26 protein-coding genes and 1 pseudogene are annotated in these 23,857 nt (G+C 52.5%); 20 read left to right on the forward strand and 7 right to left on the reverse strand.

Annotated features, from left to right (window positions below):
- Positions 1 to 3 precede the first annotated feature (3 nt).
- Positions 4 to 561 carry a phage sensitivity protein DcrB gene (gene dcrB / locus D9741_RS02925; protein ID WP_130217760.1) on the reverse strand — a complete coding sequence of 186 codons (558 nt, stop codon included), beginning with the start codon at positions 559 to 561 and terminating at the stop codon, positions 4 to 6.
- Between the two features lie 72 nt (positions 562 to 633).
- The gene (locus D9741_RS02930) at positions 634 to 1,299 is read right to left on the reverse strand and encodes a 7-cyano-7-deazaguanine/7-aminomethyl-7-deazaguanine transporter (protein ID WP_130217758.1); all 666 of its coding nucleotides are present in this window, start codon (positions 1,297 to 1,299) and stop codon (positions 634 to 636) included.
- Between the two features lie 220 nt (positions 1,300 to 1,519).
- On the opposite strand from D9741_RS02930, the gene tusA reads away from it, so the two are divergent.
- Both tusA and D9741_RS02940 read left to right on the forward strand, forming a co-directional pair.
- Positions 1,520 to 1,765 (forward strand): sulfurtransferase TusA, encoded by a 246-nt coding sequence (gene tusA / locus D9741_RS02935; protein WP_000130621.1) that lies wholly within the window; start codon positions 1,520 to 1,522, stop codon positions 1,763 to 1,765.
- A gap of 263 nt (positions 1,766 to 2,028) precedes the next feature.
- Entirely contained in the window at positions 2,029 to 2,328 is a 300-nt protein-coding gene (locus D9741_RS02940; RefSeq protein WP_130217756.1) for a hypothetical protein, read from the forward strand.
- Between the two features lie 32 nt (positions 2,329 to 2,360).
- Here the strand turns inward: D9741_RS02940 and zntA are convergent, their stop codons facing one another.
- Positions 2,361 to 4,559 (reverse strand): Zn(II)/Cd(II)/Pb(II) translocating P-type ATPase ZntA, encoded by a 2,199-nt coding sequence (zntA, locus tag D9741_RS02945; protein WP_130217754.1) that lies wholly within the window; start codon positions 4,557 to 4,559, stop codon positions 2,361 to 2,363.
- 73 nt (positions 4,560 to 4,632) lie between these two features.
- Positions 4,633 to 5,259, reverse strand: coding sequence for a lysoplasmalogenase (locus D9741_RS02950; RefSeq protein ID WP_064527705.1), 627 nt, complete (start codon positions 5,257 to 5,259; stop codon positions 4,633 to 4,635).
- Between the two features lie 141 nt (positions 5,260 to 5,400).
- Between D9741_RS02950 and D9741_RS02955 the strand changes: the two genes are divergently transcribed.
- The gene (locus D9741_RS02955) at positions 5,401 to 5,760 is read left to right on the forward strand and encodes a DUF2500 domain-containing protein (RefSeq protein ID WP_130217752.1); all 360 of its coding nucleotides are present in this window, start codon (positions 5,401 to 5,403) and stop codon (positions 5,758 to 5,760) included.
- Positions 5,761 to 5,762: 2 nt separating this feature from the next.
- On the opposite strand, the gene D9741_RS02960 is transcribed toward D9741_RS02955, so the two are convergent.
- Together D9741_RS02960 and rsmD are read right to left on the reverse strand one after the other, a co-directional pair.
- Positions 5,763 to 6,032, reverse strand: a complete 270-nt coding sequence (locus D9741_RS02960) for a DUF1145 family protein (RefSeq protein WP_130217750.1) — start codon at positions 6,030 to 6,032, stop codon at positions 5,763 to 5,765.
- Positions 6,022 to 6,618 carry a 16S rRNA (guanine(966)-N(2))-methyltransferase gene (gene rsmD, locus D9741_RS02965; protein WP_130209084.1) on the reverse strand — a complete coding sequence of 199 codons (597 nt, stop codon included), beginning with the start codon at positions 6,616 to 6,618 and terminating at the stop codon, positions 6,022 to 6,024. The genes D9741_RS02960 and rsmD overlap by 11 nt, the downstream gene beginning before the upstream one ends.
- Before the next feature lie 149 nt (positions 6,619 to 6,767).
- Here rsmD and ftsY point away from each other — a divergent pair, with 149 nt between their 5' ends.
- The 7 genes and pseudogenes from ftsY to D9741_RS03000 form a co-directional block, all read left to right on the forward strand.
- A complete protein-coding gene (gene ftsY / locus D9741_RS02970) occupies positions 6,768 to 8,306 on the forward strand; it encodes a signal recognition particle-docking protein FtsY (protein WP_130217748.1) in 1,539 nt (512 codons plus the stop codon).
- Between the two features lie 2 nt (positions 8,307 to 8,308).
- Complete coding sequence (gene ftsE, locus D9741_RS02975) at positions 8,309 to 8,977, forward strand: cell division ATP-binding protein FtsE (RefSeq protein WP_000617723.1); 669 nt, start codon at positions 8,309 to 8,311, stop codon at positions 8,975 to 8,977.
- Positions 8,970 to 10,028 (forward strand): permease-like cell division protein FtsX, encoded by a 1,059-nt coding sequence (gene ftsX, locus D9741_RS02980; protein WP_130209080.1) that lies wholly within the window; start codon positions 8,970 to 8,972, stop codon positions 10,026 to 10,028. Before ftsE ends, ftsX begins: the two co-directional genes overlap by 8 nt.
- Positions 10,029 to 10,272: 244 nt before the next feature.
- Positions 10,273 to 11,127: an RNA polymerase sigma factor RpoH gene (gene rpoH, locus D9741_RS02985; protein WP_000130217.1), complete on the forward strand. Its 855-nt coding sequence runs from the start codon at positions 10,273 to 10,275 to the stop codon at positions 11,125 to 11,127.
- A 270-nt stretch (positions 11,128 to 11,397) separates the two neighbouring features.
- Positions 11,398 to 12,501 (forward strand): branched chain amino acid ABC transporter substrate-binding protein LivJ, encoded by a 1,104-nt coding sequence (livJ, locus tag D9741_RS02990; protein WP_094322783.1) that lies wholly within the window; start codon positions 11,398 to 11,400, stop codon positions 12,499 to 12,501.
- 273 nt (positions 12,502 to 12,774) lie between these two features.
- Complete coding sequence (locus D9741_RS02995; protein ID WP_130217746.1) at positions 12,775 to 13,059, forward strand: DUF1778 domain-containing protein; 285 nt, start codon at positions 12,775 to 12,777, stop codon at positions 13,057 to 13,059.
- Between the two features lie 6 nt (positions 13,060 to 13,065).
- Positions 13,066 to 13,263, forward strand: a pseudogene (locus D9741_RS03000) (N-acetyltransferase); the annotation flags it as partial.
- On the opposite strand, the gene panM reads toward D9741_RS03000, so the two are convergent.
- Positions 13,260 to 13,643, reverse strand: coding sequence for an aspartate 1-decarboxylase autocleavage activator PanM (panM, locus tag D9741_RS03005; RefSeq protein ID WP_130217744.1), 384 nt, complete (start codon positions 13,641 to 13,643; stop codon positions 13,260 to 13,262). The pseudogene D9741_RS03000 and the gene panM sit on opposite strands and share 4 nt — an antisense overlap.
- A 423-nt stretch (positions 13,644 to 14,066) precedes the next feature.
- Between panM and livK the strand changes: the two genes are divergently transcribed.
- The 10 genes from livK to ugpE all read left to right on the forward strand — a co-directional run bounded on the left by livK (position 14,067) and on the right by ugpE (position 23,857).
- Positions 14,067 to 15,176 (forward strand): high-affinity branched-chain amino acid ABC transporter substrate-binding protein LivK, encoded by a 1,110-nt coding sequence (gene livK, locus D9741_RS03010; RefSeq protein WP_130217742.1) that lies wholly within the window; start codon positions 14,067 to 14,069, stop codon positions 15,174 to 15,176.
- 47 nt (positions 15,177 to 15,223) lie between these two features.
- Complete coding sequence (livH, locus tag D9741_RS03015) at positions 15,224 to 16,150, forward strand: high-affinity branched-chain amino acid ABC transporter permease LivH (RefSeq protein WP_001295111.1); 927 nt, start codon at positions 15,224 to 15,226, stop codon at positions 16,148 to 16,150.
- Positions 16,147 to 17,424 carry a branched chain amino acid ABC transporter permease LivM gene (livM, locus tag D9741_RS03020; protein ID WP_130217740.1) on the forward strand — a complete coding sequence of 426 codons (1,278 nt, stop codon included), beginning with the start codon at positions 16,147 to 16,149 and terminating at the stop codon, positions 17,422 to 17,424. The genes livH and livM overlap by 4 nt, the downstream gene beginning before the upstream one ends.
- Positions 17,421 to 18,188, forward strand: coding sequence for a high-affinity branched-chain amino acid ABC transporter ATP-binding protein LivG (gene livG / locus D9741_RS03025; RefSeq protein ID WP_000082101.1), 768 nt, complete (start codon positions 17,421 to 17,423; stop codon positions 18,186 to 18,188). The genes livM and livG overlap by 4 nt, the downstream gene beginning before the upstream one ends.
- Position 18,189: 1 nt before the next feature.
- Positions 18,190 to 18,903 (forward strand): high-affinity branched-chain amino acid ABC transporter ATP-binding protein LivF, encoded by a 714-nt coding sequence (livF, locus tag D9741_RS03030; protein ID WP_000416895.1) that lies wholly within the window; start codon positions 18,190 to 18,192, stop codon positions 18,901 to 18,903.
- 117 nt (positions 18,904 to 19,020) lie between these two features.
- Positions 19,021 to 19,767: a hypothetical protein gene (locus tag D9741_RS03035; protein WP_130217738.1), complete on the forward strand. Its 747-nt coding sequence runs from the start codon at positions 19,021 to 19,023 to the stop codon at positions 19,765 to 19,767.
- Between the two features lie 20 nt (positions 19,768 to 19,787).
- Positions 19,788 to 20,471: an SMI1/KNR4 family protein gene (locus D9741_RS03040; RefSeq protein WP_130217736.1), complete on the forward strand. Its 684-nt coding sequence runs from the start codon at positions 19,788 to 19,790 to the stop codon at positions 20,469 to 20,471.
- Positions 20,472 to 20,713: 242 nt separating this feature from the next.
- On the forward strand, positions 20,714 to 22,030 hold the full coding sequence (gene ugpB, locus D9741_RS03045) for a sn-glycerol-3-phosphate ABC transporter substrate-binding protein UgpB (RefSeq protein WP_000803190.1): 1,317 nt from the start codon (positions 20,714 to 20,716) through the stop codon (positions 22,028 to 22,030).
- Between the two features lie 97 nt (positions 22,031 to 22,127).
- Positions 22,128 to 23,015 (forward strand): sn-glycerol-3-phosphate ABC transporter permease UgpA, encoded by an 888-nt coding sequence (ugpA, locus tag D9741_RS03050; protein WP_000099289.1) that lies wholly within the window; start codon positions 22,128 to 22,130, stop codon positions 23,013 to 23,015.
- The gene (ugpE, locus tag D9741_RS03055; RefSeq protein WP_000572183.1) at positions 23,012 to 23,857 is read left to right on the forward strand and encodes a sn-glycerol-3-phosphate ABC transporter permease UgpE; all 846 of its coding nucleotides are present in this window, start codon (positions 23,012 to 23,014) and stop codon (positions 23,855 to 23,857) included. Before ugpA ends, ugpE begins: the two co-directional genes overlap by 4 nt.

Here is a 23,857-nt window from a genome sequence, read left to right on the forward strand (position 1 = left end):
AACTTACTGAATAACCAGCGTGTTAATGATGTTTTCTGCGGTGGTCTGCGCTTTTTGCTGATCGTCAGCAGGCAGTGTGATTTGCATGGTCAGCAGTTGGTTGCCCACGTTACCCAGAATGACGGAAGAGTACGCCGTCTGGCCTTTAGCAGAGATAACGCTGTCTAACTGCTGCATTTTGTGACCTTTCAGCTCAATGGCTTTGTTGGTCACCACTTGCAGCTGTGGATCGCGGCTACGTTGCTGATCTTCCAGACGCTTCGCCAGCACAGCCAGGTCTTCTTTCGGACCATCGCCCATAATAACAATCACCGCTTTCTGCCCGGTGGCGTCGGACCAGACGTGCATGTTATTGGCCTGTGTTCCCAGCTTACCGCTCTGGTCGGTCATATCCGCTGGCAGCGAGAAGCTTAACTTGCCATCAAGCAGGTTGACGGGATTCGCGGTAGCGTTACTTTCCGCGACTGTACCTTCCGCTGTAGTGTTAGTGTCTTTATCATCACAGGCCGCAAGCCCCATAACCAGCAGGCCAATTCCGACATATTTAACCAGATTGCGCATTGACATCTTCCTTTCGATAAACGGCCATAACGGCTCATTCATCCATCTTATCACAAGTCTGATAACGAACCTTTAACTGGCCTGCAAAGCGTTGATTTCGGATTTATCTGCCAGTCTTTTCAATAGCATATTGAGTAATACGCCATACATTGGCAGGAAAAAAACGATGCTGATTAACACTTTGAAACAGTAATCAACCAGCGCGATTTCCATCCAGTGTTCGGCCATAAAGGCATCCGGACTCCGCCAGAAAGCAATGAAGAAGAAGGCCAGTGTGTCACTGACGTTACCAAACAGTGTGGACGCCGTCGGCGCCAGCCACCAGCGACGACTCTGACGCAGGCGGTTAAAGACATGCACGTCGAGGATCTGCCCCAGCGCGTAGGCCATAAAGCTGGCGGTAGCGATACGAGCGACAAACAGGTTGAAGTGGGCGAGAGCACCGAATCCCTGCCATGAACCCATATAGAACAGCGACGAGATGACATAGGAGATCAATAACGCCGGGATCATCACCGCAAAGATGATACGACGGGCCAGCGGTGCGCCAAAAATACGCACGGTCAGGTCGGTAGCAAGAAAAATAAACGGAAAGCTAAACGCGCCCCAGGTGGTATGAAAACCAAAAATGGAGACCGGAAGCTGAACCAGATAGTTACTGGAGGTGATCACCAGCAGATGAAATAACGATAACCAGAACAACGCCTTATAGCGTTGAGTTTGTGAGGAAACGTTCATATTGTACCTTTTTGATTAGCCATTGGGGTGAGGGAACCCAATACGTACGACACGTCTGTTACCTTAACATAATAACGTGCTTACCCTTTTTTCGAGCCGCCGCATGATACTGCTTTACGTTGACAATGCAATGGCTAATTTTCACGCAATCGTTAACCTGGTTTGCTAACGGACATACAGAGCGTAAACTAGCGCCGTTTTTTTATGTGATGAGAAGAAAATGACCGATCTCTTTTCCAGCCCTGACCACACACTCGACGCGCTTGGCCTGCGCTGCCCGGAACCGGTGATGATGGTGCGCAAAACCGTGCGCAATATGCAGCCTGGCGAAACGTTACTGATTATCGCCGATGATCCGGCGACGACTCGCGATATTCCTGGGTTTTGTACCTTTATGGAACACGAACTGGTTGCTAAAGAGACGGATGGCTTGCCTTATCGTTATTTGATTCGTAAAGGCGGTTGATAGGGGCAGACGGGCTTCGATGCCGCCTTTTCCTCTCACCCTAACCTTCTCCCCAGAGGGGCGAGGGGACCGAACGTGCTCAATGTTGCGGCTTGCAACCGGTTTGCAGGACGGATAAAGCGTTCAAGCTGCATCTGCGATACGGTGCACAATGCCTGATGCGACGCTGCCGCGTCTTATCATGCCTACGAGTTCGATGCTCTGTGTAGGCCAGATAAGGCGTTCACGCCGCATCCGGCACGCAAGTGTAATGGAATGCACAAATGGATTATTTAATTCCAGTTTGTCTGGGATTGCTGGCGATATTCGCCCCCAATTGGCTGATGCCTGTTTTTATCATCATGGGGGGATGGCTGGGGGTACTTGCCTGGGGTTGGCTCTGGCTAATGATTTTTTTACCTTTACTTAACGGTGTCGGGCTTGCTTATGCCCTGTGGTTGATGTTCAAAAGGCCATCATTAGCATCCCGTCTGGTTGCAGCATTCTGTGTTATCTCCGTCATTCTGATGTTAGCGCTATATTACGCTTTCCTGACCATGCCGCCGTTCCCGCCTCAGCACTAAGCCTGATAGCCAGAGGCTATCAGGCAACACCTTTACTTCCTGCGCAACAATCTTAACGCATTCGCTGTCACCAGCACCGTCGCACCCGTATCTGCCAGCACCGCCAGCCACAGGCCGGTCATCCCTAACAGCGTCGTGACGAGGAAGATCCCTTTCAGCCCCAGCGCAATAGTGATGTTCTGGCGGATATTAGCGTGAGTGGCGCGCGCCAGTTCAATCATCTGCACCAGGCCGCGCAGGTGGTTATGGGTTAATGCTGCATCTGCGGTTTCCAGCGCCACGTCTGTGCCGCTGCCCATTGCAATCCCGATGGCGGCGGCTTTCATCGCTGGCGCGTCGTTAATACCGTCACCGACCATCGCCAGCGGCGCATGTTGATTCAGCTCGGTTACCGCTTTGACTTTATCTTCCGGCAACAGGCCAGCTTTAAATTCCAGCCCCAGTTCCCCGGCGATTGCCGCCGCTGCGCGTGGATTATCGCCAGTGAGGATCACCCCTTTGACGCCCAGCGCGTTCAGTTCATTGATAGCAGTTGCGGCATCGGCGCGCAGGGTGTCCTGCAATGCAATGACACCAAGTACGTCATCGTTACGTACCACCAGCACTACCGTTTGCCCGGCACTTTCCAGTTCATTAATCAAACCAGCAAATGCATCAGCAGGATGTTTACCAGCAGCGCATATCAATACGCGTTTACCGTTAACCTGCGCTTCAATACCTGACCCGACCAGCGCCCGCTGTGACTCGGCGGCGGGAATGGCGAGTGCTGCGACCTGCGCTTCACGAACTATAGCTTGCGCAAGTGGATGCGTTGCGCCTTGCTCGACCGCCGCCGCCAGTGTCAGCAGTTCAGATTCGCTAATACCCGTTGCCGGATGGATGGCGGTAACGCGTGGTTTCCCGATGGTCAGCGTTCCGGTTTTATCAAACGCCACCTGGGTAACGCGACCTAGCTGTTCCAGTGCCGCGCCACCTTTAATTAACGCCCCACGACGTGCCGCCGCCGCCAGCCCGGAGGTAATCGCCGCGGGCGTGGAGATAACTAACGCACACGGGCAACCAATCAGTAGCAGCGTCAGCCCTTTATAAATCCACTCCTGCCAGCTGGCGGCAAACAGCAGCGGCGGCACCAGCGTTACCAGCAGAGCGACGGCCATAATCGCGGGCGTATAGATACGGCTGAAACGGTCGATAAACCGCTCAATGGGCGCGCGGCGCTCTTCGGCTTCTTCGATCAGTTTCAGAATCCGGTCAATGGCGCTGGCACCCGGTTCTGACAGCACTTCCAGCGTTACCAGACGGTCTACGCTGGTGGCACCAGCAGGGACTTTATCGCCCGTTGTGCGCTCCACCGGAATAGATTCGCCGGTCAGGGCGCTTTCATCAAAACTGGCAAACGGTGAGAGCAGTTTACCGTCGGCAGGCAAACGCCCACCTGCCGCAACTTCAATCACATCGCCAGGCCGCAGGCTATTGATCGCCACCTCTTCCCGCTCACCGTTACGCAGGCGCGTGGCGGTTTCTGGTTTCAGCGCCATTAACGCGCTGACCCCTTGACGTGCGCGGCTGGCGGCCCAGCCTTCCAGTCGTTCGCCAATCAAAAACAGCAGCAACACCATCGCAGCTTCAGCCGTTGCGCCAATAAACAGCGCACCAATGGCGGCTACGCTCATTAACGTTTCAATAGCAAAGTAACTGCCGGATTTGATCAGCCGTAATGCCTGACGAGCAATTGGGTACAACCCAACCAGCGTGGTCGCGATAAACGCCAGTTGACCAAACGGATGATTGAACTGCTCCAGTCCCCAACTGATTGCCATCATCACGATAAGCGTAATCAGCGGCAGATTCTCTTTCAGGCGTGATTCTTGTGGTTCGTCGGTGGCCTGTTCATCGCGCAGGGAATAGCCTGCTTTTTGCACCGCAGATTCAATTTGTGCGCGGATGTCATTGTCGGCATCAACCACCAGCTTCTCGGTGGCGAACAACACCTGCACCTGATTCACGCCTGCAAGCTGGCGCACGGCATTTTCTACCTTGCGCGCACAGGCGGCACAGTCCATGCCACTGACTTTCCAGCTATAGCGGTTGCCGGAGACGTTTTCGGAGAGTGTTGGCGTACTGGAACATGCGCCGTCGCAGCAACAGTCGTTGGCGTTCTTTACCGGTGTTAGCGGTTTGAACGCAGCAAATTGGGGGGCTTTCTTGCCGAGATTGTCAGGAGTCGACATGGCATCCTCCGGTTAAGTTTTTTCTCATTAACCGAAGGATACACTCTGGAGTCGACTCCAGAGTCAAGTTTTATCAGAGATACAGCGAGCGGACGATGAGGAAGTGACCGGCAAAGTAGCAGGCAGCAGCAATGGCGTTATCGGCCCGGAAGCGGCGGCGATAGTGGCTACCCAGCCAGACAAAGTTGCTGATAAACAGTAACGAAGCGCCGACAAACGCAGAGAGCGCCGGAGCGGTCGGACGGAAGAACCACAGTTCACCTGCCAGCCACACCATCACCAGCGTCATACCGACAAAGGTACAAATGGGCCAACGTAACTCTTCCAGGCGTGTCCAGATAATGGCCAGCAATAGCGCGCCCAGTACCAGCAGCACCAGCGGCAATGGCCAGAAGAAAGAGAGCGTCATCTGGCTGGCGAAATAGATGGTGTACAGCAGGTGAGAGAGGAAAAATGCGCCAATGGCGTACATCAGACGCTGACGTGGTAATAGCGTTAGCGCATCGCCCAGCAGCGACGCACATAGCCCCGCCAGTACCAGATAGCTAATGGCGTCGAACATCGGCGCTTGCCAGGCCAGTAATAGCAGGAGAAGAAGAGTTAACGGTTTAAACACCCAGCGTTGCCAGGTTGAACCACGATAGGAGGCATCCACAGATAGCCATGCGGAAAGACAGACAGCGATAAACGACCAAAGCATCTTAGTTCCTTGAATTCGTTATTATTTAGTAAGCGGAATGCCTACAGTCTTGCTATTCAGTTTAGTGGCGAGGGCGGACAGATGACAACACCATAACGGGCAGGGTATGCTTATTTCCGCATTTTCCGATAAGGTACAAAGATGAGTAAACCACCTCTTTTCTTTATTGTTATCATTGGCTTAATTGTTGTCGCTGCATCGTTTCGCTTTATGCAGCAGCGGCGGGAAAAAGTTGATAATGATATGGCACCGCTCCAGCAAAAGCTGGTGGTGGTGAGTAACAAGCGGGAAAAACCAATTAACGATCGCCGTTCGCGCCAGCAGGAAGTGACTCCGGCTGGCACCAGTATGCGCTATGAGGCAAGCTTCAAACCGCAAAGCGGTGGACTGGAGCAGACGTTCCGCCTCGACGCCCAGCAGTACCACGCCCTGACAGTGGGCGATAAAGGTACGCTGAGCTATAAAGGCACGCGTTTTATCAGCTTTGTTGGCGAACAATAAGGTTATTTTTTAACTTTAAATTTCTTCTGCCAGGCCAGCAGTTCAAACACGCCGAAAAGGAAAATACGCACCTTTTCGGCACTGCTTAGCTGCGGACCATCCTTCGGCAAAGTGGATTTCAATAGCGCCAGCTGCATACCATGCATCAGCACGGTAAAAATCAGCGCCACGTTAACGAAAATATTCAGCGGTCGCGGAAATGGCTGAACAAGATTGAGGATTAAAAATCCCCATACGCAAAGCATTAACAAACGTCCAATATTAATCAGCATCACTTTCTCCTTGTGTTTCACGCTGATACAACCGATAAGCAACTTGACCCGCCACTTTTTCCCGATATAACGACCAGTTTGCCGGAACTGTAGGCAGGCCATTTTCTACTTCACTCTCGACATATATCCAGGCTTCGTCAGCCAGCCAGCCGTTGTCTTCCAGTAAATTAATGGTTTCTTCCAACAAGCCTCGGCGGAATGGCGGATCGACAAACACGATATTATGCGGCGTGCCTTTTTGCGCCAGGAATGACATTGCATTGCTGTTAACCACCCGCGCATTATCTGCTTTCAGGGTTGCCAGATTCTTGATTAATTGCTGATGCACCGCACGATCCATCTCAATCAGCGTGGCGCCCGCAGCGTAGCGAGACAAGGCTTCCAGCCCCAGCGCGCCGCTACCGGCGAAGCAATCCAGACATTGCGCATCGACGATAACCGGAGCAAGCCAGTTAAATAACGTTTCGCGCACGCGATCGGTGGTGGGGCGCAGGCCTGGGCTGTCCGGAACCGGGAGTTTACGGCCTCGCCACTGCCCGCCAATAATGCGGATTTGGCCGCTACCGGAATGATTCGGTTTTTTCATGATAAATTGCTCAATCCGCCAGATAACACATAATTGCAGGCGGTGATGTGTATTCAGTTAAGTGATAGACTATTTCATCATTTTTTTAGCTGCTATGTACATAGCGTTAACGCTGTGCCATGAAGCAACAGCGAGGAGTGTAGTCGCAGATGGCGAAAGAAAAAAAACGTGGCTTTTTTTCCTGGCTGGGCTTTGGTCAAAAAGAGCAGACCCCGGAAAAAGAGACAGAAGTCCAAAATGATCAATCGGTTGTAGAAGAAACTGTCCAGGCAGAAGAGCCTGCGAAGGTTGCTGAACAACCTGTTGAGGCGTTGCCGCAGGCCCATACTGAAGCCGAGGCGGAAACTTTTGCTGCCGAAGTGGTGGAAGTGACTGAACAGGTTGTCGAAAGCGAGAAAGTGCAGCCTGAAGCTGTTATCGAAGCGGAAGTCAGTGCGCAGCCAGAACCCGTAGTGGAAGAATCGCCAGCACCGGTAGTTGAACCTGAAGTTACGCCGGAGCCAGTGGCTATTGAACGTGAAGAGCTGCCATTGCCGGAAGACGTCAACGCCGAAGAGGTTTCGCCAGAAGAGTGGCAGGCCGAAGCGGAAACCGTAGAGATTGTCGAAGCGGCACAAGAAGAAGCGGCTAAAGAAGAAATCACCGACGAAGAGCTGGAAGCACAGGCGCTGGCTGCCGAAGCGGCAGAAGAGGCGGTGATGGTGGTTCCTCCGGCAGAAGAAGAGCAGCCGGTGGAAGAAATTGCCCAGGAGCAGGAAAAACCGACCAAAGAAGGTTTCTTCGCGCGCCTGAAACGCAGCCTGTTAAAAACCAAAGAAAATCTCGGTTCCGGATTTATCAGCCTGTTCCGCGGTAAAAAAATCGACGATGATCTGTTTGAGGAGCTGGAAGAGCAGCTTTTGATCGCCGATGTGGGTGTGGAAACCACGCGTAAAATCATCACCAATCTGACAGAAGGCGCATCCCGCAAGCAGCTTCGTGACGCCGAGGCGCTCTATGGCCTGCTGAAAGAAGAGATGGGCGAGATTCTGGCGAAAGTCGATGAACCACTGAACGTCGAAGGCAAAGCGCCGTTTGTGATCCTGATGGTCGGCGTCAATGGCGTGGGGAAAACCACGACGATTGGCAAGCTGGCGCGTCAGTTTGAACAGCAAGGTAAATCGGTGATGCTGGCGGCGGGCGATACTTTCCGTGCGGCAGCGGTTGAGCAGCTTCAGGTCTGGGGTCAGCGCAACAATATCCCGGTGATTGCTCAGCATACCGGTGCGGATTCCGCCTCTGTTATCTTCGACGCCATTCAGGCTGCGAAGGCGCGTAATGTTGACGTTCTGATTGCCGATACCGCCGGACGCTTGCAGAACAAATCGCACCTGATGGAAGAGCTGAAGAAAATCGTCCGCGTGATGAAGAAACTCGACGTTGAAGCCCCGCATGAAGTTATGCTGACTATCGACGCCAGCACCGGGCAGAACGCGGTAAGCCAGGCCAAACTGTTCCACGAAGCGGTTGGCTTAACCGGCATCACGTTAACGAAACTGGACGGCACGGCGAAAGGCGGGGTAATTTTCTCGGTGGCTGACCAGTTTGGTATTCCTATCCGCTATATTGGTGTCGGCGAACGTATTGAGGATTTGCGTCCGTTTAAAGCGGACGACTTTATAGAGGCACTTTTTGCCCGAGAGGATTAACAATGATTCGCTTTGAACATGTCAGCAAGGCTTATCTCGGTGGGAGACAGGCGCTGCAGGGCGTTACGTTTCATATGCAGCCGGGTGAGATGGCGTTTCTGACCGGTCATTCCGGTGCAGGGAAAAGTACCCTCCTGAAGCTGATCTGTGGGATTGAGCGGCCAAGCGCCGGGAAAATCTGGTTTAGCGGCCATGACATCACGCGTCTGAAAAACCGTGAGGTTCCGTTTCTGCGCCGCCAGATCGGCATGATTTTCCAGGATCACCATCTACTGATGGACCGTACTGTCTATGATAACGTGGCGATCCCGTTGATTATCGCCGGTGCCAGCGGTGACGATATTCGTCGCCGTGTATCGGCGGCGCTGGACAAAGTCGGGCTACTGGACAAAGCGAAAAACTTTCCAATACAGCTTTCTGGCGGTGAACAGCAGCGCGTTGGCATTGCCCGCGCGGTGGTGAACAAACCTGCGGTACTGCTGGCTGACGAACCGACCGGTAACCTGGATGATGCGCTGTCAGAAGGGATTTTACGTCTGTTTGAAGAGTTTAATCGCGTTGGGGTAACAGTATTGATGGCAACACACGACATCAACCTGATTTCACGACGTTCCTATCGCATGCTCACCCTGAGCGATGGTCACTTGCATGGAGGCGTGGGCCATGAATAAGCGCGATGCAATCAATCATATCCGGCAGTTTGGCGGGCGTCTTGATCGCTTCCGTAAATCGGCTGGCGGCTCTGGCGACGGTGGGCGTAACGCGCCGAAACGCGCGAAGTCCTCGCCAAAACCGGCAAATCGCAAAACCAACGTTTTCAACGAACAGGTGCGCTATGCGTTCCACGGCGCTTTGCAGGATCTGAAAAGCAAACCTTTCGCCACATTTTTAACGGTGATGGTTATCGCCATCTCCCTGACGCTGCCCAGCGTCTGTTATATGGTGTACAAAAACGTTAATCAGGCGGCGACGCAGTATTATCCGTCACCGCAAATCACTGTTTATCTGCAAAAAACGCTGGACGATGACGCCGCTGCGGGCGTGGTGGCACAGTTGCAGGCCGAGCAAGGCGTGGAGAAAGTGAATTATCTTTCTCGTGAAGACGCACTGGGTGAGTTCCGTAACTGGTCTGGTTTTGGTGGTGCGCTGGATATGCTGGAAGAAAACCCGCTTCCGGCAGTGGCGGTGGTGATCCCGAAACTCGATTTCCAGGGTACGGAGTCTCTGAATACGCTGCGTGATCGTATCACGCAGATTAACGGCATTGACGAAGTGCGGATGGATGACAGCTGGTTTGCCCGTCTGGCGGCGTTGACCGGGCTGGTCGGGCGCGTTTCGGCGATGATCGGCGTGTTGATGGTGGCGGCAGTGTTCCTCGTCATCGGTAACAGTGTGCGCCTGAGTATCTTTGCTCGCCGTGACTCCATTAACGTGCAGAAACTGATTGGTGCGACGGATGGTTTCATCCTGCGCCCGTTCCTGTACGGTGGCGCACTGCTGGGATTTTCTGGCGCATTGTTGTCATTAATTTTGTCAGAAATTCTGGTGCTGCGATTGTCATCGGCGGTTGCGGAAGTGGCACAGGTTTTCGGAACGAAGTTTGATATCAATGGCTTATCGTTCGATGAATGCCTGCTGTTGTTGCTGGTATGCTCGATGATTGGCTGGGTGGCAGCGTGGCTTGCCACGGTACAACATTTACGCCACTTTACGCCTGAATAATAAAAGCGTGTTATACTCTTTCCCTGCAATGGGTTCCGTAGCAGGGAAAGAGACCCCGTTGTCTCTTCCCGGTATTTCATCTCTATGTCACATTTTGTGCGTAATTTATTCACAAGCTTGCATTGAACTTGTGGATAAAATCACGGTCTGATAAAACAGTGAATGATAACCTCGTTGCTCTTAAGCTCTGGCACAGTTGTTGCTACCACTGAAGCGCCAGAAGATATCGATTGAGAGGATTTGAATGACTGACAAAATGCAAAGTTTAGCTTTAGCCCCAGTTGGCAACCTGGATTCCTACATCCGGGCAGCTAACGCGTGGCCGATGTTGTCGGCTGACGAGGAGCGGGCGCTGGCTGAAAAGCTGCATTACCATGGCGATCTGGAAGCAGCTAAAACGCTGATCCTGTCTCACCTGCGGTTTGTTGTTCATATTGCTCGTAATTATGCGGGCTATGGCCTGCCACAGGCGGATTTGATTCAGGAAGGTAACATCGGCCTGATGAAAGCAGTGCGCCGTTTCAACCCGGAAGTGGGTGTGCGCCTGGTCTCCTTCGCCGTTCACTGGATCAAAGCAGAGATCCACGAATACGTTCTGCGTAACTGGCGTATCGTCAAAGTTGCGACCACCAAAGCGCAGCGCAAACTGTTCTTCAACCTGCGTAAAACCAAGCAGCGTCTGGGCTGGTTTAACCAGGATGAAGTCGAAATGGTGGCCCGTGAACTGGGCGTAACCAGCAAAGACGTACGTGAGATGGAATCACGTATGGCGGCACAGGACATGACCTTTGACCTGTCTTCCGACGACGATTCCGACAGCCAGCCGATGGCTCCGGTGCTCTATCTGCAGGATAAATCATCTAACTTTGCCGACGGCATCGAAGATGATAACTGGGAAGAGCAGGCGGCAAACCGTCTGACCGACGCGATGCAAGGTCTGGACGAGCGTAGCCAGGATATCATCCGCGCGCGCTGGCTGGACGAAGACAACAAGTCCACGTTGCAGGAACTGGCTGACCGTTACGGCGTTTCCGCTGAGCGTGTGCGCCAGCTGGAAAAGAACGCGATGAAAAAACTGCGCGCTGCTATAGAAGCGTAATTTCCGCTATTAAGCAGAGAACCCTGGATGCGAGTCCGGGGTTTTTGTTTTTTGGGCCTCTACAATAATCAATTCCCCCTCCGGCAAAACGCCAATCCCCACGCAGATTGTTAATAAACTGTCAAAATAGCTATTCCAATATCATAAAAATCGGGTATGTTTTAGCAGAGTATGCTGCTAAAGCACGGGTAGTCATGCATAAAACGAAATAAAGTGCTGAACAACAACATCACAACACACGTAATAACCAGAAGAATGGGGATTCTCAGGATGAACATAAAGGGTAAAGCGTTACTGGCAGGATGTATCGCGCTGGCATTCAGCAATATGGCTCTGGCAGAAGATATTAAAGTCGCGGTCGTGGGCGCAATGTCCGGTCCGGTTGCACAGTACGGTGACCAGGAGTTTACCGGCGCAGAGCAGGCGGTTGCGGATATCAACGCTAAAGGCGGCATTAAAGGCAACAAACTGCAAATCGTAAAATATGACGATGCCTGTGACCCGAAACAGGCGGTTGCGGTGGCGAACAAAGTCGTTAACGACGGCATTAAATACGTGATTGGTCACCTCTGCTCTTCATCAACGCAGCCTGCGTCTGACATCTACGAAGACGAAGGCATTTTAATGATCACCCCAGCGGCAACCGCGCCGGAGCTGACCGCCCGTGGCTATCAGCTGATCCTGCGCACCACCGGCCTGGACTCCGACCAGGGGCCGACGGCGGCGAAATATATTCTTGAGAAAGTGAAACCGCAGCGTATTGCTATCGTTCACGACAAACAGCAATACGGCGAAGGTCTGGCGCGAGCGGTGCAGGACGGCCTGAAGAAAGGCAATGCTAACGTGGTGTTCTTTGATGGTATCACCGCCGGGGAAAAAGATTTCTCAACGCTGGTGGCGCGTCTGAAAAAAGAGAATATCGACTTCGTTTACTACGGCGGTTATCACCCGGAAATGGGGCAAATCCTGCGTCAGGCACGCGCGGCAGGGCTGAAAACTCAGTTTATGGGGCCGGAAGGTGTGGCTAACGTTTCGCTGTCTAACATTGCGGGCGAATCAGCGGAAGGGCTGCTGGTGACCAAGCCGAAGAACTACGATCAGGTTCCGGCGAACAAACCCATTGTTGATGCGATCAAAGCGAAAAAACAGGACCCAAGCGGCGCATTCGTTTGGACCACCTACGCCGCGCTGCAATCTTTGCTGGCGGGCCTGAATCAGTCTGACGATCCGGCGGAGATTGCCAAATACCTGAAAGCGAACTCCGTGGATACCGTAATGGGACCGCTGACCTGGGATGAGAAAGGCGATCTGAAAGGCTTTGAGTTCGGCGTATTTGACTGGCACGCCAACGGCACGGCGACCGATGCGAAGTAATTGTTAGATAAATCAGATTGATGACAAAGTTCAAAAGCGCTCGGACAGTCCCCTCGCCCCTTCGGGGAGAGGGTTAGGGTGAGGGGTAAAACCGTACCCGTATTAATAAGTGAGCTAGTTTGCCAGCAATCTCGTAAATGAAAATGCCCGATGCGCTGCACTGCCATCGGGTTTTTTATGTTTGTCGAAATGGTTGTAGAAAGATTGATCAATTGAGTTATGCTGGAGACTCGATAGTATTTCGTACATTTGATGAGTGGAAGGGAAATCACTATGTCTGTTGTTGAAAATCAGCATATTGTGCTGTGTTTAACTGATGATGATAAATGTTTGTTTGAAACGGCAGCTGCGATATCCCAACAGTCCTTAAGCCAGTTTATATTGAGTAGTGCTCACCTGCAGGCGTTAGAAATTAATGAACAACATCAGCGCATAATACTTAATGAGGCGTCATGGGCGCGAGTGATGGATGCACTGGGTAAATCGCCTTCACCTGGCGAAAAATTACAACGCGCAGCAAAACAACTTGAGGTGTTTTCCAGGATAACTAGTGATTGAACGCTAGTTGTTGCTCATGCCATGAAAGTCGTCTGGTCAGCCTCTTTAGCAGTAGGTATTCACTGTCTTTTTGTCGAGGCTCTGAATGAAAAAGCCCATACGTTTTATCAGTCGCTGGGCTTAATCCCGTTGGTCGGGGAAAACGAAAATGCGTTATTTTTCCCAACCAAATCCATCGAACTGCTTTTCACACAGAGCGATTAACGCTTCTCCCAGCCGCCCTGTTGTGCCGTAAACCCCAGCGCCTGCATAAACGCCGTCATCACACCGCGATCTTCCACGCCTGCATCCGCCATCCACCAGCCTGAAACGCCAGAATTGTTACGCAAAACCTCTTCCAGCAGATATTGCCCCACACCGCGACGTCGGGTGACTTCCCGCACGCGCAGGGAATCCAGTGCCCCCTCGGTGCCGCTTAAGGTTACCCGTACGGCAGCGAGCAGGCGCTCGTTAAAACGCGCGGCGTAGATACGGTGGTTATCGTCAACCTGTAAAGAGGAAGGGGAATACTCTGGCCAGATCTTTTGCAGGTCAATCCGGTCCTGGTCGCTAAAGTTTTCTAATCGAATGATGGTCAGCTTCATGGGTAACCCGTGTAAATCACAAAAGTGGAACCAGTGTAGCGAAATAATTTAATCGGAGGCTTTCTCTTTTTTATTTCTTTTGGCAGGTGATTAATTTTTTTTCAGCAATAATTACAAAGTTAAAACATTAGAGAATGAAAAATACCCAGCATAATCCCCTGAATGGTAGTGAATTATTCCGCCCTTTATGCCGTTATTTTATGCTGACAACGACGCTTTTTTCTGTTTATCTATCAGCACATTCAGAATATTATCTGTTCTTAATCGACTGAAAAATAGGGATTTTAATCGCTATTATCACAATATGCTGTGCTAAACCCTTAATCAGACAGGTAAAAACAGTGCAGTATAAAAAAAGAACAGTCTGATTTGTTAACACATAAAAACAAAGCAACACAACATTACGAGTGGGGATTTTGAATAATGAAACGGAATGCGAAAACTATCATCGCAGGGATGATTGCACTGGCAATATCACACACCGCTTTAGCCGACGATATTAAAGTCGCCGTTGTCGGTGCGATGTCCGGCCCGATTGCCCAGTGGGGCGATATGGAATTTAACGGCGCGCGTCAGGCGATTAAAGACATTAATGCCAAAGGGGGAATTAAGGGCGACAAGCTGGTTGGCGTGGAATATGACGACGCCTGCGACCCGAAACAAGCCGTTGCGGTCGCCAACAAAATCGTTAACGACGGCATTAAATATGTTATTGGTCATCTGTGTTCTTCTTCTACCCAGCCTGCATCAGATATTTACGAAGACGAAGGTATTCTGATGATCTCGCCGGGAGCGACCAACCCGGAGCTGACTCAACGCGGTTATCAATACATTATGCGTACTGCCGGGCTGGACTCTTCCCAGGGGCCTACGGCGGCAAAATACATTCTTGAGACGGTGAAGCCCCAGCGCATCGCCATCATTCACGACAAACAACAGTATGGCGAAGGGCTGGCACGTTCGGTGCAGGACGGGCTGAAAGCGGCTAACGCCAACGTCGTCTTCTTCGACGGCATTACCGCTGGCGAGAAAGATTTCTCCGCACTGATCGCCCGCCTGAAAAAAGAAAACATCGACTTCGTTTACTACGGCGGTTACTACCCGGAAATGGGGCAGATGCTGCGCCAGGCCCGTTCCGTTGGCCTGAAAACCCAGTTTATGGGGCCGGAAGGAGTGGGTAATGCGTCGCTGTCGAATATTGCTGGCGATGCTGCCGAAGGCATGTTGGTCACTATGCCAAAACGCTATGACCAGGATCCGGCAAACCAGGGCATCGTTGATGCGCTGAAAGCGGACAAGAAAGATCCGTCCGGGCCTTATGTCTGGATCACCTACGCGGCGGTGCAATCTCTGGCAACTGCCCTTGAGCGTACCGGCAGCGATGAGCCGCTGGCGCTGGTGAAAGATTTAAAAGCTAACGGTGCAAACACCGTGATTGGGCCGCTGAACTGGGATGAAAAAGGCGATCTTAAGGGATTTGATTTTGGTGTCTTCCAGTGGCATGCCGACGGTTCATCCACGGCAGCCAAGTGAAAATCCCACCGCCCGTGAAATGCGGGCGGGTTTAGAAAGGTTACCTTATGTCTGAGCAGTTTTTATATTTCTTGCAGCAGATGTTTAACGGCGTCACGCTGGGCAGTACCTACGCGCTGATAGCCATCGGCTACACCATGGTTTACGGCATTATCGGCATGATCAACTTCGCCCACGGCGAGGTTTATATGATTGGTAGCTATGTCTCCTTTATGATCATCGCCGCGCTGATGATGATGGGCATTGATACCGGCTGGCTGCTGGTGGCGGCGGGATTCGTCGGCGCAATCGTCATTGCCAGCGCCTACGGCTGGAGTATCGAACGGGTAGCCTATCGCCCGGTGCGTAACTCTAAGCGCCTGATTGCGCTCATCTCGGCAATCGGTATGTCCATCTTCCTGCAAAACTACGTCAGTCTGACCGAAGGTTCGCGCGATGTGGCGCTGCCCAGCTTGTTTAATGGTCAGTGGGTAGTGGGTCATAGCGAAAACTTCTCTGCCTCTATTACCACCATGCAGGCGGTGATCTGGATTGTCACCTTCCTCGCCATGCTGGCGCTGACGATTTTCATTCGTTATTCCCGTATGGGGCGCGCCTGCCGTGCCTGCGCGGAAGATCTGAAAATGGCGAGTCTGCTTGGCATCAACACCGACCGGGTGATTGCGCTGACCTTTGTGATTGGTGCGGCGATGGCGGCGGTGGCGGGCGTACTGCTCGGTCAGTTCTACGGCGTAATTAACCCCTATATCGGCTTTATGGCCGGGATGAAAGCCTTTACCGCGGCGGTGCTCGGTGGGATTGGCAGTATTCCAGGGGCGATGATTGGCGGGCTGATCCTGGGGATTGCGGAGGCGCTCTCTTCTGCCTATCTGAGTACGGAATATAAAGATGTGGTCTCATTCGCCCTGCTGATTCTGGTGCTGCTGGTGATGCCGACCGGTATTCTGGGTCGCCCGGAGGTAGAGAAAGTATGAAACCGATGCATATTGCAATGGCGCTGCTCTCTGCCGCGATGTTCTTTGTCCTCGCAGGCGTTTTTATGGGCGTGCAACTGGAGCTGGATGGCACCAAACTGGTGGTCGACACGGCTTCGGATGTCCGTTGGGAGTGGGTGTTTATCGGCACGGCGGTGGTCTTTTTCTTCCAGCTTTTGCGACCTGTTTTCCAGAAAGGGTTGAAAAGCGTTTCCGGGCCGAAGTTTATTCTGCCCGCGATTGATGGCTCCACGGTGAAACAGAAACTGTTCCTCGTGGCGCTGTTGGTGCTTGCGGTGGCGTGGCCATTTATGGTGTCGCGTGGGACGGTGGATATCGCCACCCTGACCATGATCTACATTATTCTTGGCCTTGGGCTGAACGTGGTGGTAGGGCTGTCTGGCCTGCTGGTGCTGGGTTACGGCGGCTTTTACGCCATCGGCGCTTACACCTTTGCGCTGCTCAATCACTATTACGGTCTGGGCTTCTGGACCTGTCTGCCGATTGCCGGGTTAACGGCAGCGGCGGCGGGCTTCCTGCTCGGTTTTCCGGTGCTGCGCTTGCGCGGTGACTATCTGGCGATCGTTACCCTCGGTTTCGGCGAAATTGTGCGCATATTGCTGCTCAATAACACCGAAATTACCGGCGGCCCGAACGGAATCAGTCAGATCCCGAAACCGACTTTCTTCGGCCTTGAGTTCAGCCGTACCGCTCGTGAAGGCGGCTGGGACACGTTCAGTAATTTCTTTGGCCTGAAATACGATCCCTCCGATCGTGTCATCTTCCTCTACCTGGTGGCGTTGCTGCTGGTGGTGCTAAGCCTGTTTGTCATTAACCGCCTGCTGCGGATGCCGCTGGGGCGTGCGTGGGAAGCGTTGCGTGAAGACGAGATCGCCTGCCGTTCGCTGGGTTTAAGCCCGCGTCGTATCAAGCTGACCGCTTTTACCATCAGTGCCGCGTTTGCCGGTTTTGCCGGAACGCTGTTTGCTGCGCGTCAGGGCTTTGTCAGCCCGGAATCCTTCACTTTTGCTGAATCAGCCTTTGTGCTGGCGATAGTGGTGCTCGGCGGTATGGGCTCGCAATTCGCAGTGATTCTGGCGGCAGTTCTGCTGGTGGTGTCGCGCGAATTGATGCGCGACTTTAACGAATACAGCATGTTAATGCTCGGTGGTTTGATGGTGCTGATGATGATCTGGCGTCCGCAGGGCTTGCTGCCCATGACGCGCCCGCAACTCAAGCTGAAAAACGGCGCAGCGAAAGGAGAGCAGGCATGAGTCAGCCATTATTATCTGTTAACGGCCTGATGATGCGCTTCGGCGGCCTGCTGGCGGTGAACAACGTCAATCTTGAACTGTACCCGCAGGAGATCGTCTCGTTAATCGGCCCTAACGGTGCCGGAAAAACCACGGTTTTTAACTGTCTGACCGGATTCTACAAACCCACCGGCGGCACCATTTTACTGCGCGATCAGCATCTGGAAGGTTTACCGGGGCAGCAAATTGCCCGCATGGGCGTGGTGCGCACCTTCCAGCATGTGCGTCTGTTCCGTGAAATGACGGTAATTGAAAACCTGCTGGTGGCACAGCATCAGCAACTGAAAACCGGGCTGTTCTCTGGCCTGTTGAAAACGCCATCCTTCCGTCGCGCCCAAAGTGAAGCGCTCGACCGCGCCGCCACCTGGCTTGAGCGTATTGGTTTGCTGGAACACGCCAACCGTCAGGCGAGTAACCTGGCCTATGGTGACCAACGCCGTCTGGAGATTGCCCGTTGCATGGTGACGCAGCCGGAGATTTTAATGCTCGACGAACCGGCGGCAGGTCTTAACCCGAAAGAGACGAAAGAGCTGGATGAGCTGATTGCCGAACTGCGCAATCATCACAACACCACTATCTTGTTGATTGAACACGATATGAAGCTGGTGATGGGAATTTCGGACCGAATTTACGTGGTCAATCAGGGGACGCCGCTGGCAAACGGTACGCCGGAGCAGATCCGTAATAACCCGGACGTGATCCGTGCCTATTTAGGTGAGGCATAAGATGGAAAAAGTCATGTTGTCCTTTGACAAAGTCAGCGCCCACTACGGCAAAATCCAGGCGCTGCATGAGGTGAGCCTGCATATCAATCAGGGCGAGATTGTCACCCTCATTGGCGCGAACGGGGCGGGGAAAACCACCTTGCTCGGCACGTTATGCGGCGATCCGCGCGCCACCAGCGGGCGAATTGTGTTTGATGATAAAGACATTACCGACTGGCAGACGGCGAAAATCATGCGCGAAGCGGTAGCAATTGTCCCGGAAGGGCGTCGCGTCTTCTCGCGGATGACGGTGGAAGAGAACCTGGCGATGGGCGGCTTCTTTGCCGAACGCGACCAGTTCCAGGAGCGCATAAAGTGGGTGTATGAACTGTTCCCGCGTCTGCATGAGCGTCGTGTTCAGCGGGCGGGCACCATGTCCGGCGGTGAACAGCAGATGCTGGCGATTGGTCGCGCGCTGATGAGCAACCCGCGTTTGTTGTTGCTTGATGAGCCATCGCTCGGTCTTGCGCCGATTATCATCCAGCAAATTTTCGACACCATCGAGCAGCTGCGCGAGCAGGGGATGACTATCTTCCTCGTCGAGCAGAACGCCAACCAGGCGCTGAAGCTCGCTGATCGCGGCTACGTGCTGGAAAACGGTCATGTGGTGCTCTCCGATACTGGTGATGCACTACTGGCGAATGAAGCAGTGAGAAGTGCGTATTTAGGCGGGTAAATTATCAATAACCCGGTAGCCACGTTCTGCCGGGTTTTTGTCCGAATACAGACTTGTTTCAACTGACCGGGAAGATTAAAACCAGACCACTTATTTACCACGGAAAGGTTCCCTCCCATGCATTATGCCGTTGTCGTCATGCTTGATCTGCTTTGCTGTATCCACGCTTATCGCTCCGGACAAGAGCGGTATTGGATTTTTATCATCTTCTGCTTTCCGGTGATTGGCTGCGTGGCGTATTTTGTCATGGTGATGCTGCCTGAAACGGGCGCTGACCGTCACGGGCGTACTTTGCTGATGCGCCTGCAGGATAAAATCAGCCCGGAACGCCACCTGCACAAATTAGGTGAAGAGCTGGCGATTGCCGAGACCAATCAAAACCATTATGCGCTGGCTAATGAACTGGCGCGTCTGGGGCGTTATTACGACGCCGTTCTCCATTATCAGCAGGCGTTACGCGGGGTATCTGCCCATGAAGCGGCAATGATGTTAAGTCTGGCGCAGGCGCAGTTTGCCCTTCTGGAGTTCGCCGCCTGTCAGCAGACGCTGGAAGATGTGATGCGTTATAACCCTGATTTTCAGTCGGCAGAAGGGCACTTGTTATTCGCCAGAACCTTAGCCGCTCAGGAAAAATACGCTGATGCGGAAAGCGAGTTTGAGGTGCTTGTTTCTTATTACCCCGGCCCGCAGGCGCGTATTTACTATGCGGAAATGCTGGCGAAAATGAGTCGGTTACGTGAAGCCAACGAGCAGTATGCTGCTGTGGTTGATACGGCGAAACGCTCAAGAGCGCATTATAGAAAACACCACCGGGAATGGATTAAGACCGCCAATGATCGGCTGAAGCAGAGTATTGTTCGATAAAGGTAACCAGGGATGAGGTTATGTATACACAGCAAGTTGAGCAAAGTTTTAAATTATTGCGCGAGAATGGCATATTTATTACCCGGGGGTTAACAGCGGCAGAAATAGACGCCGCAGAAAAGCGCTACAATTTTAAATTCCCGAACGATTACAAAGCATTGCTTATACAGGGAATGCCTTTGTATGACTATGATTTTACTGACTGGCGCAACCTCTCTGATGAGTATGTGGAATACATTCAATATAAAATGTTCGATGAAACTATTTCGGGCATTTTGTATTGCATCGATAAGTTCGACGCGTGGCCACAAGCTTGGGGAAACCGTCCAGATAATCTGGAGGAGCGACTCAATTTTTCGCGTGAGAAAATCAAGAAAAATCCCTTATTTATTCCAATAAAATCAAATCGCTATCTTGCACTTTCTCCGGCTGATAGTGGAAATCCTGTCTATTCAATTCACGAGGGAGATGATGTGATTTGTTATGGTGAGAATTTATGGGATTACTTTACTAAGATGTATGTCAGCGAAGATGAATGTGACATTCACATTAATCTAAAAACTATGCCAGAACCGTTCCCTGCATATAACACCTTTGTTTATCATAGCATTAATAGCTTCTTTTATCGGAGTACGCGATATTACGATGAAAGTGGGAGATTCATACCTGATGGGGAACCTTTTTCCCCGGACAATAATATATAGAGTTAGGATGAAGCGGATTTGTCTGCTCATCCAGACAAGCCTGGCTTAAGTAAGACCATTATCCGTGCCCCATATCCCATTTTCCCTCACCCGTACCGTCACCGCCTTGTCATCTTTCTGACACCTTACTATCTTACAAATGTAACAAAAAAGTTATTTTTCTGTAATTCGAGCATGTCATGTTACCCCGCGAGCATAAAACGCGTGAATTCGCGCATTCGGTACAACAAGAGAGATAAACGATGAAACCGTTACATTATACAGCTTCAGCACTGGCGCTCGGACTGGCGTTAATGGGGAATGCACAGGCAGTGACGACCATTCCGTTCTGGCATTCTATGGAAGGGGAACTGGGGAAAGAGGTGGACTCTCTGGCCCAACGATTTAACGCCGAAAACCCGGATTACAAAATTGTACCGACCTATAAAGGCAACTACGAACAGAATTTAAGCGCGGGGATTGCCGCATTCCGTACCGGTAACGCGCCGGCTATTTTGCAGGTTTATGAAGTTGGTACTGCCACCATGATGGCGTCGAAAGCCATTAAACCGGTGTATGACGTGTTTAAAGAGGCGGGGATTCAATTCGATGAGTCGCAGTTTGTGCCGACGGTTTCTGGTTACTACTCCGACAGCAAAACGGGCCACTTACTCTCCCAGCCATTCAACAGCTCGACCCCCGTTCTCTATTACAACAAAGACGCCTTCAAGAAAGCTGGGCTAGACCCGGAACAGCCGCCGAAAACCTGGCAGGATCTGGCGGACTATGCCGCGAAACTGAAAGCCTCCGGTATGAAGTGCGGCTACGCCAGCGGCTGGCAGGGCTGGATCCAACTGGAAAACTTTAGCGCCTGGAACGGTCTGCCGTTTGCCAGCAAAAACAACGGCTTTGACGGCACGGATGCGGTACTGGAGTTCAACAAGCCGGAGCAGGTGAAACACATCGCCATGCTCGAAGAGATGAACAAGAAGGGCGATTTCAGCTACGTCGGGCGTAAGGATGAATCCACCGAGAAGTTCTATAACGGTGATTGCGCGATGACCACCGCCTCTTCCGGTTCTCTCGCTAATATTCGTGAGTACGCCAAATTTAACTATGGCGTAGGCATGATGCCTTACGACGCCGATGCGAAAGATGCACCGCAAAACGCCATTATCGGCGGGGCCAGCCTGTGGGTGATGCAGGGCAAAGATAAAGAAACGTATACCGGCGTGGCGAAGTTCCTCGACTTCCTCGCGAAGCCAGAAAACGCTGCCGAGTGGCATCAGAAAACCGGTTATCTGCCAATCACCAAAGCAGCGTATGACCTGACCCGTGAGCAGGGCTTTTATGAGAAAAACCCAGGGGCGGATACCGCGACGCGTCAGATGCTGAATAAGCCGCCGTTGCCGTTCACCAAAGGGCTGCGTCTGGGCAACATGCCGCAGATCCGCGTGATTGTGGATGAAGAGCTGGAGAGCGTGTGGACCGGTAAGAAGACACCGCAGCAGGCACTGGATACCGCCGTTGAGCGTGGGAACCAGTTACTGCGCCGCTTTGAGAAATCGACGAAGTCTTAATCAGTGTAATGTCGGATGCGTTTCGCTTATCTGACCTGGCATCGCGTGTAGGCCGGATAAGCGAAGCGCATCCGGCACAGTTCAGGAATTAACCGTAATGTCATCATCCCGTCCGGTGTTCCGCTCGCGCTGGCTGCCTTATCTGCTGGTCGCGCCGCAGCTCATCATCACTGTTATCTTTTTTATCTGGCCTGCGGGCGAAGCGTTGTGGTACTCGCTACAAAGCGTCGATCCGTTTGGTTTCTCCAGCCAGTTCGTCGGCCTGGATAACTTCGTCACGCTGTTCCATGACAGCTACTATCTCGACTCCTTCTGGACGACGATAAAATTCAGCACCTTTGTCACCGTCAGCGGTTTGCTGGTGTCGCTATTCTTCGCGGCGCTGGTGGAGTACATCGTGCGCGGCAGCCGTTTCTATCAAACCTTAATGCTGCTGCCGTATGCCGTGGCTCCCGCCGTTGCCGCCGTATTGTGGATCTTCCTGTTTAACCCCGGTCGCGGGCTGATCACCCATTTTCTCGCAGAGTTCGGCTACGACTGGAACCACGCGCAAAACAGCGGTCAGGCGATGTTTCTGGTGGTATTTGCCTCGGTGTGGAAGCAAATCAGCTACAACTTCCTGTTCTTCTATGCCGCGCTGCAATCCATTCCCCGTTCGTTGATTGAAGCCGCAGCCATCGATGGCGCAGGGCCGATTCGCCGCTTCTTTAAGATTGCGCTGCCGCTTATTGCTCCAGTGAGTTTCTTCCTGCTGGTGGTGAACTTGGTGTATGCCTTCTTCGACACCTTCCCGGTGATCGACGCCGCCACGTCCGGCGGGCCGGTTCAGGCTACCACGACGCTGATTTATAAGATCTACCGCGAAGGCTTTACCGGACTGGATCTGGCTTCGTCTGCCGCGCAGTCGGTAGTGTTGATGTTCCTCGTCATCGTGCTGACGGTGGTGCAGTTCCGCTATGTTGAAAGCAAGGTGCGTTACCAATGATTGAGAACCGTCCGTGGCTGACGATATTCAGCCATACCATGCTGATCCTCGGGATCGCGGTGATCCTCTTCCCGCTGTACGTGGCGTTTGTCGCGGCGACGCTGGATAAACAAGAAGTCTACGCCGCGCCGATGACGCTTATTCCCGGCACGCATCTGCTGGAAAACATCCACAACATCTGGGTGAACGGGGTAGGCACGAATAGCGCGCCGTTCTGGCGGATGTTGCTTAACAGCTTTGTGATGGCGTTCAGCATTACGCTCGGCAAAATTACCGTCTCGATGCTCTCGGCATTTGCCATTGTCTGGTTTCGTTTTCCGCTACGTAACCTCTTCTTCTGGATGATTTTTATCACCCTGATGTTGCCGGTTGAAGTGCGTATCTTCCCGACGGTGGAAGTCATCGCCAACCTGAAGATGCTCGACAGCTACGCCGGTTTAACGCTGCCGCTGATGGCCTCGGCGACCGCTACCTTCCTGTTCCGCCAGTTCTTTATGACGCTGCCGGATGAACTGGTGGAAGCGGCGCGGATCGACGGCGCGTCGCCAATGCGTTTCTTTTGCGACATCGTTTTTCCGCTGTCAAAAACCAATCTGGCGGCGCTGTTTGTGATCACCTTTATTTACGGCTGGAACCAGTATTTGTGGCCGTTGTTGATTATTACCGACGTTGATCTCGGCACCACCGTGGCAGGGATTAAAGGGATGATCGCCACTGGCGAAGGCACCACGGAATGGAACTCGGTGATGGCGGCGATGTTGTTAACCCTGATCCCACCAGTAGTGATTGTTTTAGTGATGCAGCGTGCCTTTGTGCGCGGCCTGGTCGATAGTGAGAAATAA

The organism is Escherichia sp. E14V7, assembly GCF_004212225.1.
Taxonomy (GTDB): Bacteria; Pseudomonadota; Gammaproteobacteria; order Enterobacterales; family Enterobacteriaceae; genus Escherichia.